Source organism: Enterococcus sp. AZ101 (genome assembly GCF_050499005.1).
Taxonomy (GTDB): domain Bacteria; phylum Bacillota; class Bacilli; order Lactobacillales; family Enterococcaceae; genus Enterococcus_L; species Enterococcus_L ureilyticus.
Window position 1 is genome coordinate 1,886,091 of record NZ_JBMHEZ010000001.1, and the last position, 18,442, is coordinate 1,904,532.

Genomic DNA, 18,442 nt, shown 5'->3' on the forward strand with positions numbered 1-18,442 from the left:
CCAAATTTCTTCGGTCGGGTTATGGTCTAACTATTGGGTCTCACTTCATATAATTTTTTTATAGTTCACTCTTTTTTATTTAGAAGCCATTCGAGTTTTCCCCTCTTGGCACAGGTATAGAAGCGGACAAATATTACATTTAGGATTTCGAGCTAAACAGTGGTAACGACCGAAAAAAATCATCGTATGGTGTGTTTTGACCCATAATTCTTTAGGAATTTTTCTCATCAATGTTTTTTCTACTTCCATAACATTTGCCTCTAATTTACAAATGCGTAAACGCTTTGATACGCGCTCTACATGTGTATCAACTGCAATCGCAGGTTCTCCAAATGCATCACCCATCACAACATTTGCCGTTTTACGGCCGACGCCTGGTAAAGATACCAGCTCTTCACGAGTTTCAGGCACTTTTCCATCAAACTGATCTAATAATTGTACAGCACAAGCTTTAATATTCTTTGCTTTATTTCGATACAAGCCAATCGTTTTGATTTTTTGAATGATATCGTCTATTGGTGCTACCGCAAGGGCCTCAGGTGTTGGATATGCAGCAAATAAGGCAGGTGTGGCCTTATTAACAGAAACATCCGTAGCTTGGGCACTTAAAATAACAGCAATTAATAGTTGAAATGGACTTTTATGTGTAAGTTCGCATGCTGCTTCTGGGAACATATCATACATGATTTCTATCGCTTCCATTGTTTTCTCTTTAGAAAGCATTTATCTACCTCCTACTCACTATCTTCTGGATTAAGCCAATTGTGTAAGGTAACTTTTGGAATTGGCTCATTTTGAGCACCTTGTTGTTCGATTTCTTTTTGGATAAGCACTTGTTTTCGTCGTTTTTGATCTTCTGCAACTTGTTCTTTTGTCGTAATATTTTTACGCTCCCAAGCTAATAAGATCCGATCGATATATTTTAAGCTATAAGCTTGATTTAACACTGCTTCTCTTAATGCTAATCGAATAAGTTCCGGTTGGTAGTGATCTGTTTCTAACCACTGACCGATCATCTCAAGCTCGATTGGCGATAGTTGGCGACCAAACTCTTTTTCAAATCCTTGATAAAGCTGTTTGATTGTTTCTTCTGATGTGATTTCTTTTTGTTTTTCTATCTGCTTTTGTTGTAAAAGACCGATCTTTTCAAAAATGGGTAGTAAATCATACGTATCCATCATTTGGCCTTGATCATTCTGTTTTGTTTCAATGATTAAAAATCCACGTGAAACAAGTTGATTCAATAATTTATAGATAACATCTATAGGTTTTCCCATGATCAAACTGATCTCAGCCAAATCTGGAAATAAATCTCCTTTAGCTTGAGAACGAAATAATTGTAGCCAAAATAGAAACTCTTCATCGGTTAGACCAATTTTCTGATAGTTCTCGATTACTAAATTGGAGACAGTTGTTTCACCAGCATTTAGGTATTCTTTGATTGATAACATAACCGCTCCCTCGTTTCTGTTGCTCAATAACAGCATTACTCTTTAATTTTATAGACATCATAATAAATTGATTTCATATAATCGATCAAATATTGTGGATTCAGCGTTTCACCTGTTGCATCTAAGATCAATTGATTTGGCTTTCTCGAAGCACCATATTGGTGGATATGCTCTGTTAACCAGTCTTTGATCGATGAGTAATCTGCACTAGCTAAAACGGCATCTACATTGATTTCTTTGCCCATCGCATGACGTAATTGCGCAGCGTACATATAACCTAAAGCATACGAAGGAAAATAGCCAAAACTACCGCCTGACCAATGAACATCTTGAACAATTCCTTCTAAGTCATTAATCGGACGAATGCCTAAATACTCTTCATATTTGTCATTCCAGATTTGTGGTAAGTCCGCTACAGAAACCCCTTCATTAAAAATCATCTTCTCTATTTCATAACGAATGATGATATGCAGTGGATAGGTTAAACTATCTGCCTCAATTCGGACTAAACTTGCTTTCGTTTCCTTTAAGGAATCGTAGAAAGTCTCAAATTCAATATCATCAAAAGTACCTTCTGTACATTTTTGGAAAAAAGGGAACTGTTTTTTCCAAAAATGTTTATTACTTCCAAGAATAATTTCATTAAATAGCGACTGAGATTCATGGATTCCCATCGAAGCACCTGCCGAAAGGGGTGTATGATCATATTTTGGGTCAATACTTTGTTCATAAATACCATGACCGGCTTCATGAATAACGCCAAATGTTGCCATCGCAAAATTTAACTCATCCCAACGTGTCGTGATTCGCGCATCATTCCGATTTAAATCCAACATAAATGGATGAACGGTATCATCTAAACGTCCTCGAGAAAAATCATAGCCTAACTGCGCTGCAACTCCTATAACAAAGGTTCTTTGCTGCTCCTTTGTGACACGTCTCGATAAAAAATCTGTACGTGGTATCGTTCCTTTTTCAGCAATTTTCGCTCTGATCTCCATAATACCAGATTTCACTTGCCCAAAAATCTGATCTAGTTTTTCAACACTTAGGTCTGGTTCGTATTGATTTAATAGCACATCATAATTTGTGGCTTCGTCTTTCTTCCAATATGGAATGAACTCTTTCAAAAAATCAACGATTGTTTGAATTTCATTTTTCATCTGAGCAAAATCTTTAGATTTCCTAGCCTGTAGCCAAGCATTATGCGCGTTAGTAAGTGCCGTATTGTAAGCTTGCATCCGATTCGTTGGAATACTGTGATTTAGCTCATACTCTTCTTTGACCTTTTTGTAAACCGCTAATCCTAGTTCTGATAGCTCATCCGAATGTGTGTCAAAATAAGTCAATCCTTCTTGAATTTTTGGCCCAACGCTGCGCTCAAATGCCATCCCAGATAGATAGCCTACAGTTTCTCCGCGAAAGGCACTACTAGCTTCTGGCATTCCTGTTTGGCTATCCCACTCCAGTAATCCCAATGCTTCCTTCAGCAATTCGATTTCTTTTATCTCTTGTAAAAATTCTTGTTCTTTCATATTATTTTACCTACTCTTCTCTTGGTCTTCTTGGCGGTCTTTCGCCCCAATATTGGAATAAATCGGTACGCAGGGCACCATTATAAAGTTTTCTTTTCTTGGTTGCTCTAGCCCCATAATATTGTTCAAATGTTAAATCACTCGTTAAGATATATTTACTCCAAGTTTTAAGGGGACGGAAAACCTCTCCCATCTCTTTATAAAGTTTACGAACAGATTCTTCTTCCCCAAGTCGTTCTCCATAAGGTGGATTTGCAACCATTACACCGTATTCTTTTTCTGTTGTAAAATCATGCACAGCTAATTGCTTGAAGGTAATTGAGTCACCCAATCCGATTTCTTCTGCATTTGCTTTGGCGATTTCGATCATTTTTCCATTGATATCTGAACCCATGATGTCTAATTCGATATCATAATCGGCTTTTTCATCTGCTTCTTTACGAACTTTTTCGAAAACAGCAGCATCAAACCAATCCCATGTTTCACAGACAAATTCACGGTTAAAGCCTGGCGCAATATTATGTCCGATAAGTGCGGCTTCAATACAAATCGTCCCAGACCCACACACAGGATCAAAGAATGGTCGGTCTTTGCGCCAATTCGTTAACATCACTAAGGCTGCAGCCATATTCTCTTTTAGTGGTGCTCCACCTTTTTCAATACGATAACCACGTTTAAATAAGCTCGGACCAGTCGTGTCGATCGTTACAGTAACATGATCTTTTAAAAGAGCCACTTCTAATTGAAAAAAAGCACCTGTTTCAGCCAATGGCACTGTTGCTGGACGATGATACACTTCTCTCAAGCGATTAACGATGGCCTTTTTCGTAATGGATTGACAATCAGGTGTGCTATATAATTTGGACTTAATTGATTTTCCAGCCACAGGAAATTCAGCATCCATCGGTAGATAATCTTCCCAAGGCAACGCTTTGACTTTTTCAAATAGCTCATCAAAGCTAAAGGCATCAAACTCACCGACAATAATTTTAATACGGTCTGCTGTACGGAGCCATAAGTTTGCTGTCGCAATTGTTTCCATGGTTCCTTCAAACAAGGCTTTGCCATTTTCTACTTCACAAGGAATACCTAAATCACGTAATTCTTTTCCTACTAACGCTTCTAGACCACTTGCTGCCGTTGCAACAAGTTTAAATGTTTTTTCTTTTGTCATTATATCTCCTCTTGTTCTTGTTCTTGTTATCGTTAAGAACTTCGTAACTCTATTTATCTCTTACTTTAAAAAAAGCCTTCACAACAAAGTTGGAAGGTCATCCTGAATACTTGTAATTTTCTGTAAGCCATGTTCTGTATCGAATGCCTCTCAGGAGAAAACATTCGACGGTCATCATCTATCTGCAGAAATTAATCTGCCTCTTCTACTCGTTCATTTCCTTTAGAAGAGTGCCCCTACCATTGTTTGGGTTGCTCGCTCGAGGGGTTTACCGCGTTCCACCAATTCCGTTTCCAAAATTGCTTCGTCACTGTGGCACTTTCAAGGGTACTTTGACGTAGCCGAAACCTTAGTCATTTTTCCTGCCGTTATTCTATTACTAGAATACCTTAGCTTATGATTTCGCTAAGCACGAACACTACAGACATCTCAGTCTGTGCGAGCATGGACTTTCCTCAGCTTGAATAAAATTCAAACCGCGATCACCCGAAAATTACAAAATTTGATGTTTATCAATTAAAACTGACGTGTTTCTGAGTGGTCGATTTCACGTTCATAAGAATTGTGTAGATTACTTTCATATGGGTTAGAATGACTCATACCTGAAATTGGATTTGAAGCAGGAGTATCATCCAATTTTTTCCCGAATACTTCACGCTCTAAATTAGATAAACGCTTTAGAATGTCAAAGTTAGTAACAGCAGCACTTTTCGGCATCTCTTGGGCGCCGCGTGTTGGCATTGCTTGTTGTACCTTAGACGCTTGATCAAGTTTAGCTAATAAACGGTTGTTTTCTTCTTGTAAAGTTAGAAGCTCTTTATTATAAGCTTCATAATCTTTGATTACATTATCTAAAAATTCATCAACTTCCACTGGATCATAACCGCGCATTTTTGTTTTAAATTCTTTTTGTAAAATATCTTTTGGACTGTATACTAAATTTGCCATACTTACACCTCATTATTTTCTTTGATTAGGATAAAAGTTCATAGTTCAACAGCATTATTGTATCGGAAAATCGTCAGAAAATCAAACAGATTATCACAAATCCATCGAGTTTTGTAAATCATCCATCGTTATCAGGCGGATTTCGTAAGGAAATTTTTCAGAAAAACGTTCCGCATCCTTAAGAAAATACTCCGTTTTACCTGGATATTCTTTATCGTATATCAATAAAGCAGCACCAGAATGTTCTAGTAAAAATTTGGTATGCATTTTTAATTGTGCCGGTGATTTATAAGGCTGGTGGCTTACTGAATCTACAAAGTCGGCTAATAGTTCGATTTTTTCTAAATTTGCTCGATTCTTTTCGTTCCAGTTACTACCAAAGTCTTTAAAAGGATAAACAAGCCCTAATTTTAGTTCTGGATAATCATTCTTTAACTCCGCAACGACTTCTGCTGCCCAAATCTCTGTTCCAAGGTTACCAGAAACCAAAACCCACTCTAATCCAATGTCTAAATAGCCTATGATTTCCTTTTTTAATAGATTTTTAATAACTGTAATTTTAGGGTCATTGTCTTGAAAAGCCCCGATTTCAAAGCTTTTATAGCCAGTCACATAAAGTGTTTTTACAATTTCCATAGACATTCCTTTTCTTTCATAAAGATTTTTTGTTATAATGTTGGCTAGGAGTGTGATAGAAATGGCTTTTCATTATCCTAATGGTACTCCCTACAATAATCATGAAGCACCCCAATCAAAAAAACAAGTAAAAAAACAAAAATCAATTCAATTTGGTAAACGTGGCATGGATTTTGAGGAAGAAATCAATAAAAGTAATGCGTACTATTTAATGCGCAATACTGCGGTTGTCCACAAAAAACCTACTCCTCTTCAAATTGTCAAAGTTGATTATCCAAGCCGCAGTGCCGCTGTGATCAAGGAAGCTTATTTTAGACAAGCCTCTACAACTGATTATAATGGTGTTTATAATGGTTACTATCTGGATTTTGAAGCAAAGGAAACTAAGAATAAAACTTCTTTTCCTTTAAAAAACTTTCACCAACACCAGATTGATCATATGGAGCAGTGCTTAGCGCAAAAAGGAATTTGCTTTGTTTTATTGTGGTTTTCTTCATTGAATAAATGTTTCTTTTTTAGCGGAGAAGAATTAGTAACCTATTGGTCAGAACAAGAAAGCACTGGAAAAAAATCGTTGCCTTTATCTATTATTGAAAAAAATGGGATAGAAATCCAAATTGGAATTGCGCCAAGAATCCCTTATTTAGACGCAGTTCGGCAACATATTCAATCAAACAAAGGAGTTGCGATTAATGACAACTGATGAAATAGGATCACGCGCTGCCAGACACGGGCATATACCTACATCCACAGGCGCTGACATTCCGCCCTCTAATGGTGGCAAAAAACCTAAGAAAAAAAGAATCTTTCTGAAACTCTTTCTTGGATTAGTTCTGCTTGGTATTCTAGGCTTCCTTGCAGGCCTTGGACTCTTCTGGTCCTATGCAAAGGACGCACCAAAATTAGAAGATGATAAACTAAGTGCAACTGTATCTTCCAAATTGTATGACGCAAATAATGAAGTTTTTGAAGAATTAGGTGCTGAAAAACGCGAAATCATCAAACCTACGGACGTTCCAGACTTACTGAAAGATGCTGTTGTGTCTGTTGAAGATAAACGTTTTTATAAGCATAGCGGTGTTGATCCGATCCGAATCATTGGTTCGGCCTTTTCAAACTTTAAAACAGGCGGTCTGCAAGGTGGTAGTACACTAACCCAGCAGCTTATCAAACTTTCCTATTTTTCTACCAAAGAAAAAGATCAAAATCTTAAACGAAAAGCACAAGAAGCTTGGCTAGCAATGAAACTAGAAAAAGAAAAATCAAAAGAAGAGATTCTAACCTATTATATTAACAAAGTATATATGGCCAATGGTTTATATGGCATGGAAACGGCAGCTCAATCTTATTATGGAAAACCGTTAGCTGAACTAACCCTTCCACAAACTGCCTTACTAGCTGGTATGCCGCAAGCGCCCAATGATTACGACCCATATGTCAACCCGGATGTCGCAAAAGAACGACGTGACGTTGTGTTATACACCATGAAAGAAAATGAAAAAATCTCACAAAAAGAATATGATGAAGCTAAAGCGACTCCAATCGATGATGGCCTACAACCACTAAAACAATCGAATGAAAATCGTAAAATCGTTGATAATTATATCCGAGAAGTGATCGCTGAAGTCGAAGCTATGGGGAAAAATGTCTACACCGATGGTTTAGATATCCATACAAATCTTGATATGAATGCCCAAAAACGACTCTATGATATTATTAACAGTGACACTTATGTCCAATATCCTGATCCCGATTTCCAAGTTGCTTCAACCGTCATCGATGTCAAAACCGGGCAAGTCAAAGCTCAAATTGGCGGACGGAATATCCCTGATGATGTACAATTAGGTACAAATTCTGCTATCGAAACCGATCGAGATGTTGGTTCAACGATGAAACCTATTGCAGATTATGGTCCAGCTATCGAAAACCTGAACTATTCAACTGGTCGTATCATGATGGATAAACCTACTACTTATGAAGGAACAACTATTCCAGTTACCAATGCGGACATGCAATATTATGGTGCATTAACGATGCGTAAAGCCATTATGTATTCTCGTAATACAACAGCTATTCAAACATTTGACGCTGTTGGTAGTGATAAATCTGCTGCCTTCCTAAAAGATTTAGGTATTGAATTTAAAGAAATTGTTGCCGCAAATGCGATCTCTAGTAACACCAGTGAACTAGATGGCAATAAATATGGTGTTTCTTCTTTAAAATTAGCAGCTGCCTATGCTGCATTTGCTAATATGGGTGTCTATAATAAACCTTATTACGTGAATAAAGTTGTTTATCAAGACGGTTCTGAAGATGTCACAGAAACTGAAAGTAAACGAGCAATGAAAGATTCCACAGCTTATATGATGACTGACATGCTAAAAGACGTTATATCTGGCGGTACAGCATTCAATGCAGGCATTCCTGGTTTGATACAAGCTGGGAAAACAGGTACAGCCAATTATACAGAGGAGGATCTTGCAAAAATGGGCGCTTCTGAATCGTCCAGCATTGCCCCTGACAGCACTTTTGTTGGGTATACTCCTCATTATGCAGTTTCGGTTTGGACAGGCTATAAGCAGCGCTTAACCCCTATTCCTTACGAATACTGGGGAACAGCTTCAGACGTTTATCGAGAAATGATGACTTATCTTTCAGAAGGCGTTTCTAATGATGATTGGGTCATGCCGGATACGGTGATACGTTCTGGTAGCGAGTTGTATGTTAAAGGTGCTTATGAAGAACAACTATTGCCTTCAAATACAGGCTCTGTAACTTCTTCATCTTCTGAAGGTTCAACAAGTTCTGATTCGACGTCTAGCAGCTCGACAATGCCTTCACAAACTGAACCTTCTGCAACAGAGCCTAATGAAATTCCTGCTACTTCTACGCAGCAACCTGAGCCACCGGTGTCAACATCCCCAAGCGAGGTATTGCCAAGTAGTGATCCGCCAGAACAATCATCTGTTCCTCCTGTTATACAAAATAATTCAGTCAGAAGGCGTTCGACTTCTGACTGATATAGAAACAAAAAAAGGTACGCTATCTATTCATGATAGCGTACCTTTTTAGCTTATTGATTATTTAAAGCTGCTTCAACAAACCCTTTGATCAAAAGTTGTGGTCTGTTTGGTCTAGAAATCAATTCCGGATGGAATTGACAAGCGACGAAGAATTTTTTCTCTGGCAGCTCAACAATTTCAACTAGACGATTATCTGGCGATACACCCGAAAAGACTAAGCCCTTTTCCTCAAATAATTGACGGTATTTATTATTGAACTCATAACGATGACGATGACGCTCTTGCACGACTTCTTGTCCTTCATATGCAGTTGCAGTGACACTGCCTTTTTTAAGTTTGCATGGATATAAGCCTAAGCGTAATGTTCCGCCAAGATTTTCAACGTTTTCTTGATCTGCCATCAAATCAATAATGTTATTTAAAATCTCTGGATTGTTTTCAGCAGAACCAGCATCTTCTAATTTAACGACATTGCGCGCAAATTCAACACAGGCCATTTGCATGCCTAAACAAATTCCCAAAAACGGCACATCATTTTCACGGGCAAAACGAATCGCTTCGATCTTCCCTTCCACACCACGATCACCAAATCCACCTGGCACCAAGATTCCATCGGCATCTTTTAAAATTTCTGCAGTATTTTCTGCAGTCAATTCTTGTGAATCGATCCAATCGATCACAATGTCTGAATCAAAAGCAAAACCAGCGTGTTTCAATGCTTCGACTACTGACAGATAGGCATCAGGTAATTCGACATACTTTCCGACTAGAGCAATTCTTGTCGTTTTCTTCAAGCCTAAAACTTTTTCTTCCAATGTACGCCATTCTGTCATATCAGCAACAGGTACATCTAGTTTTAAATGATCACAAACAATTTGATCCATGTTTTGCGCCTGTAGGGCTAATGGAATAGAATAAAGTGTTTCTACATCACGTGATTCAATAACTGCTTCTGGTTCTACATCACAAAATTGCGCTAATTTATTTTTTGTCCCTTGAGAAACAGGTAATTCTGTACGAACAACTAGAATGTTTGGTTGGATTCCTAAGCTGCGTAATTCTTTTACGCTATGTTGGGTTGGTTTTGTTTTCATTTCGCCAGCTGCTTTTAAGTAAGGGATCAAGGTCGTATGGATATACATCACGTTATCACTGCCTACTTCTGCTTTCATTTGGCGTAAAGCTTCTAAGAAAGGTAATGATTCAATATCACCAACCGTTCCACCAACTTCTGTAATAATGATATCCGCATCCGTCATACTAGCTGCACGCATGATTTTATCTTTGATTTCATTTGTAATATGAGGAATCACTTGTACTGTTGCGCCTAAGTATTCACCTTTACGTTCTTTTCTTAATACTTCTGAATAGATCTTCCCTGTTGTCACGTTTGAATATTTATTTAAGTTGATATCAATAAATCGTTCATAATGACCTAAATCCAAATCTGTTTCGGCACCATCATCTGTGACAAAAACTTCTCCATGTTGATAAGGACTCATTGTTCCTGGATCCACATTGATATATGGATCAAATTTTTGAATCGTTACTTTCAAGCCACGATTTTTTAATAAACGTCCTAGAGATGCTGCGACAATTCCCTTACCAATCGAAGAAACTACGCCGCCTGTAACAAAGATATATTTTGTCATAATATAAAAAAACCCTTTCTTAAAATAGATTTGTAGAGAGAAGCAAACAATGAACTGTTTCTTTTTCTGAAAACAAAAAGCAAAAGCTCCCTATCCAAAATGAATAGGGAGCTGAAATTCGTTGTAAACTTCTGACCTTCTCAAAGGTGCCCAAGTAGTATAATACAAGCAAATCAATTTGAGGTCAAGTGTTTCTGATCGAAGATGTTTAGTTTTTTAGTAAAATCTTAAATCGATATTCGTTTACTCTTTGATAAAAGCGTTTTTATACGTGCTAGTTGCACCAAAGTTATGGTACTCGATTCCTTCGACACCCGGTCGAACTAATTGTCCTCTTGCTTGTTGGTATAATGGAATCAATGCAACATCTTCTTCTACCAAGACTTTTTCAGCTGCAATCAATGTTTCCCAACGTTTTTCCGGTTCGTTTGCATATTTGTTCGACGCATCATCGATTAATTGATCATATTTTTCACTACGATAGCTAGTTTTATTCTTGGTACTAACTGAGCTTTCTAAAAAGGTCATAGGGTCTTGATAATCTGGACCCCACATGCTGACAGAAAGTTCATAGTCCCCTTTTTTCATCAGTTCGATGGAGTTGTTCAATGGAACTGTCTTCACATTGATTTTTAAACCTGGTAGTGTTTTTTCTAATTGACCTTGAATGAATTCTGCCACTTTTTTATCGCCATCACCATCTTTAGATAATAATTCGATGGTCACGTCTCCATTTAATTCTTTTTTCGCTTTTTCTAAATATTCCTTGGCTAATTTTTCATCTGTTTTCACTAGATCCCCAGCTTCTTTTCTAAAATCTTCTCCTGTTTCAGGATTTGCAACAAAGTCTTTTGGAATATAACCATAAATATCTTTGGAACCATCTGCTAAGATATTTTCTACTAGGCTCTTCTTATCAAGCGCGTAGGCAACAGCTTTACGTACATTTTCGTTTGCAAAGATCGATGGCTTGTCGTTTCTTTTTTGATTCATTCGTAAAGAATAAACTTTTGAGCGTTGAACTGCTTCATAATCAGGATTATCTTTATTTTGCTTAGCGAAATCTCCTGTCAGAATCGCTACATCTAATTCGCCTGATTCATATAGATTGAAAACCGTATTGGTTTCTTTTAACACTTCAAAATGGATTTTTTCTGATTTGACTTTATCTGCATCATAATAATTTGGATTTTCAACCAAATCCCAAGACATTGATGATTGATCCCAGTTTTCCATCAAGAATGGGCCATTAGATACAATATTTTCACTAGATGTTCCGTATTCTTTACCTTTTTCCGTTACAAATTTTTCATTTTGCGGAAAGAAAGGTGAAAATGCTAATAATGAAGTGAAATAAGTAACAGGCTTTTCCATTTTGATTTCAAGTGTGTAATCATCAATAGCTGTTACGCCTAGTTCATCTGCTGATTTTTCTTCATTTACGATTTCTGTCCCGTTGAGAATCGTGCCATCCATCAAGAAGAAGTAGTTTGCCTGATTTTTAGGGTCAGCCATCTTTTTCCAAGCAAAAACAAAATCGTTGGCTGTTACGTTATCTCCATTTGACCATTTCGCATCATCTCTAAGTTTAATAGTGTATGTTTTACCATCTGCCGAAATTTCTGGTAATTCTTTTGCTACAGCAGGAATGATTGTATCTTTTTCATCTAATTGATAGAGTCCTTCAAAAACATTGGATTGGGCATTGACACTTGGTTCATCTTGCGTGAAAATCGTGTCCATCGATCCTACTTCTGAAGCTTCCATCAAGTTTAAGACTTTTGCTGATTTTTGCCCAGTTTCATTCTTCTTGTCTGTACTGTTTGCTGATTTATCGCTTGAATTTCCCCCGCAAGCCGAAAGCAGCAGCACTGTTGTTAACACTGTTAAACTTTGTTTTAACCCTTTTTTCATACGTTCCACCTTTTCCTTCATTTTTATTTATTAGACAAGTTCTTCCATAGCAACTAACTCTTGTTTTACATCCAAATAGGCATATGGAAGTCCTTGGTTCTCATATTCGAATTCTCCCCGCTGATTGTCGATGGGATCAGCTCTGAGAGATTGTTTTGGTGGATTAAAATCGGTTTGAATTTCGCTATTTGCTGGCATTCTAAAAATATCTAAATTACCAAAATAATAATTCCAACGATCTAAATCACCATTTCTACGAGCACCGCCGCCAAATGATAAATCTGCGAAAAGCCAACCATACGGTGCAATATAAAATTGCGCCCAATCATGACAGCCGGTATAATATTGGGACACATATAGGCCTGATTGCCATTTTGCCGGAATTTTAGCCATTCGGCATAAGGTGATAAACAAGATTGCTTGAACACCGCAATCGCCCTTTAAATTGACAGCAGCATACTCCGATATGTTCTCAATTGTAAAATATTCCCGCATAAACGAATAATTGACTTTTGTTGTAATAAAGTCATAGATTTTACGTGCTTTGATAATTGGATTAGTCTCCCCTGCTAAAATCTCTGCTAACACTTGTTCCAAGTACGGCGTAAAGCGAATATGCGGAAGTTGCTCGCTTAATTCGAATTCTGGTTGTAGCTCTGAGGCTTTGTTCGGATCTAAATCAACATAATCGACTTGATTGACATAGCTATATTCTACTGAAAAAGTTTGATCTTCTTGTAAAACTGTTTCAAAACAAACAGTACGCTGTGCTTCATTTTCAGGAGCAATAAAACTTGCCTCAGGTGTTGTCTTTATGATTTGTATATCCGAAATTTGTTTACAGTCTTTTGGCAATGGTAAATAAACCTTGACTGTTTCTCCTGGTCGTTCGTATTCTTTTTTTACTTGAATACTTGTTTTCAAATGTAGTTTTACTTTCCGATAGCCACGTTCTTTCATTAGCTGAATATTTTGAGTTAACTCTTGTTTGCGTAGACGATCTGTCTCATTATCTTCTTTGACGATCAATCTTGCTTCATAATCGGCTTGAGTTTTGATCAGGTTCATTAAGAAACGTCGTTGGAAATGGACCTTGCCATCTATATAGAGCCAATCAACTTTTCCTGTTTCCTTCAAAATAGTTAGTTCCTGCTCCTGATACTCTTTAAAGGTTTCCTTCATCATTTTATTTGCTTCGACGAAGTCAAATGGATATTCATTAATGCCAACGATTCGAATAATATCTTGTTCGATCTCTAAGCGTTTTTTTAAAGCTTGTGGTAATTCACTTTCAAGTAGATAGTCAATCAATTTCCCAGCACCATCAAAATCCCCATAATTTTTTAATTTGATTACGTCTTCTGGTAACGGTACGCTCATATAGTTTAACTCATAATACATCTTGTATTCCCCTTTCTTATTTACTCAAACCTAAGCCTGCCTTTGCGGATAACGTAATCAAGCTGGTCGGTTCTAAGCCAACACCACCTGGAATCGCGACTTCATTCAATCCAAAAGTTGCATCTAAATCAGCTCTTGTAATATTTTTAGTTGCGGCGGCCAAATGCGCTGCGGCAGTTACACCAATGTTGGTTTCTTCAACCATACAACCGATCATACACTCAACTCCAGCTGCTTCACAAATACTATTGATTTTAAGTGCTTCATGAATTCCACCACATTTCATTAGTTTAATATTCACAAAATCAACAGCATGTGCTTTGATCAAACGCAGTGCATCTTTAGAATTAAAACAACTTTCATCAGACATAATCGGCGTTGATACGTGATTTGTAACAAAGGTCAACCCTTCAATATCATGATAGGCTACCGGCTGTTCAACTAACTCAATACCATATTCTGCTAAACGATTGATTGTATTTACAGCTTCTTTTGGTTTCCAACCTTGATTGGCATCTAATCGCAGATTTATTTGACTACCGATCGCTTCTCTAATCGCCTTAATTCGTGCAAGATCCGCTGCAAAACCCGTTCCTACTTTGATTTTCAACGTATCAAATCCTTGAGAAACAGCCAATTTCGCCTTTTCAGTCATGATCTCAGGTGTATCAAGTCCGATCGTCATATCTGTTTTGACCGCAGAATCAAATCCCCCTAAAAGTTTATACACTGGTAGGTTAGCTTTTTTTCCAAGTAAGTCATAACAAGCAATATCAATTGCAGTCTTTGCAGAAGGCGCCATTGCTGCAACAGAATTCATGACGTTGTGAACTTTTTCTATATCTAAAGGATCAGTACCTAGTAACTGTTTTTCAAATAATTGAATACACTCAGTTGTCCCCTTTAAGGTTTCACCTGTAATCAAGATTCCAGGTGAGCCTTCACCATAGCCAACAATCCCTTCATCTGTTTCGATTTCAACGATTGCGCTCATTGAATGCTCGATCGTTCCTAATGAAATCGTAATTGGTTCTTTTAACTTTACCGCTTTTGCCGCTACATTAATTTTCGTGATTTTCAAAATATTTCCCCCAGTAGTCATCATTATATTTCATTCGCATCTCTAATTACTCTTTAATATTTAAATCATTCTCAAAGAAATATTAAACGTTCTTTTTTTAATTTCTAGTTAAATTTTATTGAAGATTTTGAATTATTAGTTCCAATTTTAAGTTTCCTCTATGGAATTGTCAACATATTAATGAGAATTAACTGTGGTTTTTTTCATTAAAATCTAAGTGCTTGTAATTTTGTAACGAATTCGAGATAATATGAATGAAAAAAGGACTCTAAACAAAGGACGGCTATAGATGGAATTTAGAAAAATCAAGAATTTACGAAAAGAAAAAAGGATTACATTAACTGAATTAGGAGAAAAAACAGGTTACTCTGCTAGCTTTTTATCACAAATCGAACGTGGTATCAATCGCCCATCACTGGAAGCATTAAGAAAAATCGCTGATGCACTAAATGTCACTGTCGCTTATCTTTTGGCAAATGAAGCCCCTCAAGTTATCCAACACGAAGATGAAACGACTGAAAATGGTTATAAAGTAATTCGAAACTCTTCAGGTACTATCTATAATCCATGGCATACAAATTCTACTTATTATGATACTTTATTTAATTTACCCGTACATACGGATAACATGGTTATCTCAAAAATTTCAATTGATGCTCAATCATCATCTAGCGGTAGAAAAATCGCTCATAATCTTTGTGAAATCAACTACATTCTAAAAGGTGAAGCCACCATCGAACTAAAAGATGAAGTACTTACTTTACACGAAGGCGATGCAATCTTTTTAGAAGCATACACTCAACATAATGTTGTTAATGCAACGGAAAATGAATTAATGCTGTTTACGCTGCAATTTTGATTTTTTTAGTTATTTACACTAACTGAAACTGCTTGGTGCTCCTATTTTATTGAAAAAGATTCTCATTTACAAAGTATTTAAAAAAAGGTATTATATTGGAAGAACAAACTGTAAAGGAGTGCCGTTATTCCCGCAAATATGCGCGCATTGATCAAACGGACGACTAAGAAAAAGGAGTAGATACAATGACTGAAACAAATCAAGAATGGTCTGCTGAAGAGATTGAAGATATCAAAGAGCAGATTTTAACAGCTCTAGAAACAGTGATCGACCCTGAACTTGGGATCGATATCGTTAATTTAGGATTGATTTACGAAGTAGAATTTGCACAAACTGGTGATACTGTCATCAAAATGACCCTTACAACGATGGGTTGCCCATTAGCTGACGTTCTTACTGAACAAATCCATGAAGCATTAAAAGAAATTCCAGAAGTAAAAAATCCAGAAGTAAAACTTGTTTGGTATCCAGCTTGGACGACTGATAAGATGAGCCGCTACGCACGAATTGCATTAGGAATCCGTTGATACTAGCTAACATTACCATTAGGACACAACAAAAAGCTTTCTAGTAACTACCTCAATAATAGTTGCTAGAAAGCTTTTTGATACTCTCATTACTCTCTTTCAAGCTGTTTTAGAAACCATTAGCTGTCATGAGCAATCGGATCGAAACTGTAGATACTCTACAGATGAGTTTCCACAGTAATCTGGTTAATGTATCCACTTATTTTTTATTTGCTTTTAATACGGCATTCAACATAATGATTCCTGTGACAATCGTTGTAACTGCCTGAACCAATTTGATTTTATCAATACCTTTTGATTTGACGGTCATAGTAACCCCTCCTGTTGTTTCTATCTCTATAGTACAACTAGAACAAAATCATTACCAATAAATCGCTTCATTGACTGATAATAAACACCCCAATAATAATGAACACAACCGCTAATACTTTACGAATACTTAGCTTTTCTTTAAAAATAAAATAACTAATAATAACTGTCCAAACATACGTCAATGACGTCATCGGAAACGCAATTGAATAATCTAAAAATTTCAATAACACAATATTCGTCACAGCACTCAAAATATATAAGAAAGACCCTAAATAAATCCAGGCATTAGTCAATACTAACTTAAGACTCATTTGAGGCAAATCATTCATCCCTTTTTTAAGTGCTAAAGCCCCAGCACTCCCCGAAAAAGTCGTAATGATCAAAATCGTTAAAATCGCTGCATAATTGATCATATTTTTTCCTCATTCCCTTCGATTCCTAAAAGGATCGAGCCTACAATGATGAAGCCTGTTCCCAACAATTTATACCACGTAATGCTCTCATTTAGGAATAATGCCCCTAAAACAATTGACAGTGCAAAACCTAAGCTCATCATTGGCTGTAAAATGGAAACTTCACCGTAACGAAAAGCGGCCATCATCACAAACATTCCTGCTCCTGCTGCTACGAAACCAATAGCATAGAGTATAATTGCATAACTCCCAACTCCATCAGCGCCAAATTTCCATGCCAATTGACCTAAACTACTTAATGTTGCAGCAATCAAAATCAGTAAAATACCCAAACTTAATTTCTGTTGTTTATTTCTTTCATCCATCCCACTTCCCCCTCACTTAACAATAACGATGAATAAATTCAAAAACAGTGTCAAAATAGTGATCTGGTTCATAAATAAACGAAGACAAATGCGGTGCCTGTTCCACTATCAAACTTTCTTTTACGCCTTTTGTAGCTTCCATATTTTCATAGAGCATTTGATGTGGGACAAATTTATCTCCTGTCCCATGAATAAACAACGTCGGTAATTTGTTCTGTGCCAGTTGAGAAATTGAGGACGCCTCTTTCAGTGAATAGCCCACTTTTCTTTTCGCTAAATGATTGGCAATAGTCAAAATGGGAAAGGCAGGCAATTTGAAGGCCGAACTCAGCATCGCGCCAAATTCACTATAAACCGAAGAATACCCACAATCAACCACTAAACCTTTGACATTTTTAGGTAGTCTCTCCCCACTTGTCATCATCACAGTAGATGCACCCATCGACCCACCAAATAAAACGATTTCAGCCAATGGTTCGATCGTGATCACTTCTTGAATCCATTTTAGTAAATCTAAACGATCTAACCACCCCATGCCGATCACGTTACCTGTACTTTTACCATGGGCTCTTAAGTCCGGAACTAAAATATTATACTGTTGATCAGAAAATTTTGAAGCAACAAAAGCCATGTCCCGTTTACCATATGAGCGATAACCATGAACACAAATCACCCATTTTTTGCTATCAGGATGGGAAACGATCAAACGACTATATAGCTTTTCACGACCTATTTCCAACCAATAATCTTTAGCTACTTCTTGCTGCCAAAAAACTTCTCCTTGTTGATTTTGCTGCTCTTCAGTTAGGTCATACTTTGATGTCCCTTTATTAAAATTATCTGGATTCATCATCTTGTGACCTGTTTTGTCATACCACTTATTGTTTCTAAAAAGAGCTACGCTCAAGAAAAAATTAGCCGCATAAAATGAAGCCGCAACGATGAAAATCACTACAATCACTAAACCAAACACAATCCACTTCAATAATGACACCTCGATTCTTTATTTTCATTTCTCTCTTAAGTATACTCTTATTTAAGAAAAAAAGTATGAATGTACTCAAAAACAAAAAAGTAAAAAATTCGATTTCTGCGGGACTAAATTAAAAACCAGCCTCTGCATTATCTGCAGTATGCTGGTTTTCATTATA

General features: G+C 36.9%; 17 protein-coding genes and 1 other RNA gene. 4 read left to right on the forward strand and 14 right to left on the reverse strand.

Features of this window, described 5'->3' with window-relative positions; all coding sequences use genetic code 11:
* Positions 1 to 75 precede the first annotated feature (75 nt).
* From nth to IGJ50_RS09005, 7 genes are all read right to left on the reverse strand, one after another.
* A complete protein-coding gene (nth, locus tag IGJ50_RS08975; protein ID WP_069639697.1) occupies positions 76 to 723 on the reverse strand; it encodes an endonuclease III in 648 nt (215 codons plus the stop codon).
* 11 nt (positions 724 to 734) lie between these two features.
* On the reverse strand, positions 735 to 1,451 hold the full coding sequence (locus tag IGJ50_RS08980; RefSeq protein ID WP_069639696.1) for a DnaD domain protein: 717 nt from the start codon (positions 1,449 to 1,451) through the stop codon (positions 735 to 737).
* Between the two features lie 35 nt (positions 1,452 to 1,486).
* On the reverse strand, positions 1,487 to 2,986 hold the full coding sequence (locus IGJ50_RS08985; RefSeq protein ID WP_429949951.1) for a carboxypeptidase M32: 1,500 nt from the start codon (positions 2,984 to 2,986) through the stop codon (positions 1,487 to 1,489).
* 10 nt (positions 2,987 to 2,996) lie between these two features.
* Entirely contained in the window at positions 2,997 to 4,160 is a 1,164-nt protein-coding gene (locus IGJ50_RS08990; RefSeq protein ID WP_207121470.1) for a THUMP domain-containing class I SAM-dependent RNA methyltransferase, read from the reverse strand.
* Positions 4,161 to 4,278: 118 nt separating this feature from the next.
* Positions 4,279 to 4,654, reverse strand: an RNA gene (rnpB, locus tag IGJ50_RS08995) — RNase P RNA component class B.
* Positions 4,655 to 4,676: 22 nt separating this feature from the next.
* Entirely contained in the window at positions 4,677 to 5,108 is a 432-nt protein-coding gene (gene gpsB / locus IGJ50_RS09000; protein WP_069639693.1) for a cell division regulator GpsB, read from the reverse strand.
* A 93-nt stretch (positions 5,109 to 5,201) separates the two neighbouring features.
* Positions 5,202 to 5,744, reverse strand: coding sequence for a DUF1273 domain-containing protein (locus tag IGJ50_RS09005; protein WP_429949953.1), 543 nt, complete (start codon positions 5,742 to 5,744; stop codon positions 5,202 to 5,204).
* Between the two features lie 61 nt (positions 5,745 to 5,805).
* Between IGJ50_RS09005 and recU the strand changes: the two genes are divergently transcribed.
* Both recU and IGJ50_RS09015 read left to right on the forward strand, forming a co-directional pair.
* Positions 5,806 to 6,447, forward strand: a complete 642-nt coding sequence (gene recU / locus IGJ50_RS09010) for a Holliday junction resolvase RecU (RefSeq protein ID WP_429949954.1) — start codon at positions 5,806 to 5,808, stop codon at positions 6,445 to 6,447.
* A complete protein-coding gene (locus IGJ50_RS09015; RefSeq protein WP_429949956.1) occupies positions 6,437 to 8,764 on the forward strand; it encodes a PBP1A family penicillin-binding protein in 2,328 nt (775 codons plus the stop codon). Before recU ends, IGJ50_RS09015 begins: the two co-directional genes overlap by 11 nt.
* 53 nt (positions 8,765 to 8,817) lie before the next feature.
* On the opposite strand, the gene IGJ50_RS09020 is transcribed toward IGJ50_RS09015, so the two are convergent.
* The 4 genes from IGJ50_RS09020 to IGJ50_RS09035 all read right to left on the reverse strand — a co-directional run bounded on the left by IGJ50_RS09020 (position 8,818) and on the right by IGJ50_RS09035 (position 14,815).
* Positions 8,818 to 10,419: a CTP synthase gene (locus IGJ50_RS09020; protein WP_069639689.1), complete on the reverse strand. Its 1,602-nt coding sequence runs from the start codon at positions 10,417 to 10,419 to the stop codon at positions 8,818 to 8,820.
* A 243-nt stretch (positions 10,420 to 10,662) separates the two neighbouring features.
* Positions 10,663 to 12,333: a peptide ABC transporter substrate-binding protein gene (locus tag IGJ50_RS09025; protein WP_069639688.1), complete on the reverse strand. Its 1,671-nt coding sequence runs from the start codon at positions 12,331 to 12,333 to the stop codon at positions 10,663 to 10,665.
* Between the two features lie 30 nt (positions 12,334 to 12,363).
* On the reverse strand, positions 12,364 to 13,734 hold the full coding sequence (locus IGJ50_RS09030) for a transglutaminase domain-containing protein (protein ID WP_069639687.1): 1,371 nt from the start codon (positions 13,732 to 13,734) through the stop codon (positions 12,364 to 12,366).
* A 16-nt stretch (positions 13,735 to 13,750) separates the two neighbouring features.
* Positions 13,751 to 14,815 (reverse strand): dipeptide epimerase, encoded by a 1,065-nt coding sequence (locus IGJ50_RS09035; protein ID WP_069639709.1) that lies wholly within the window; start codon positions 14,813 to 14,815, stop codon positions 13,751 to 13,753.
* 289 nt (positions 14,816 to 15,104) lie between these two features.
* On the opposite strand from IGJ50_RS09035, the gene IGJ50_RS09040 reads away from it, so the two are divergent.
* Positions 15,105 to 15,674, forward strand: a complete 570-nt coding sequence (locus IGJ50_RS09040; RefSeq protein ID WP_429949959.1) for a helix-turn-helix domain-containing protein — start codon at positions 15,105 to 15,107, stop codon at positions 15,672 to 15,674.
* Positions 15,675 to 15,859: 185 nt separating this feature from the next.
* Entirely contained in the window at positions 15,860 to 16,201 is a 342-nt protein-coding gene (locus IGJ50_RS09045; RefSeq protein ID WP_069639685.1) for a metal-sulfur cluster assembly factor, read from the forward strand.
* Positions 16,202 to 16,578: 377 nt separating this feature from the next.
* Here the strand turns inward: IGJ50_RS09045 and IGJ50_RS09050 are convergent, their stop codons facing one another.
* Genes IGJ50_RS09050 through IGJ50_RS09060 form a run of 3 tightly spaced genes read right to left on the reverse strand, consistent with a single transcriptional unit; the run spans position 16,579 to position 18,276 of the window.
* On the reverse strand, positions 16,579 to 16,926 hold the full coding sequence (locus tag IGJ50_RS09050) for an EamA family transporter (protein WP_069639684.1): 348 nt from the start codon (positions 16,924 to 16,926) through the stop codon (positions 16,579 to 16,581).
* Positions 16,923 to 17,291, reverse strand: a complete 369-nt coding sequence (locus IGJ50_RS09055) for an EamA family transporter (protein WP_069639683.1) — start codon at positions 17,289 to 17,291, stop codon at positions 16,923 to 16,925. Before IGJ50_RS09055 ends, IGJ50_RS09050 begins: the two co-directional genes overlap by 4 nt.
* 16 nt (positions 17,292 to 17,307) lie before the next feature.
* Positions 17,308 to 18,276: an alpha/beta hydrolase gene (locus IGJ50_RS09060; RefSeq protein ID WP_429949961.1), complete on the reverse strand. Its 969-nt coding sequence runs from the start codon at positions 18,274 to 18,276 to the stop codon at positions 17,308 to 17,310.
* Positions 18,277 to 18,442 lie beyond the last annotated feature (166 nt).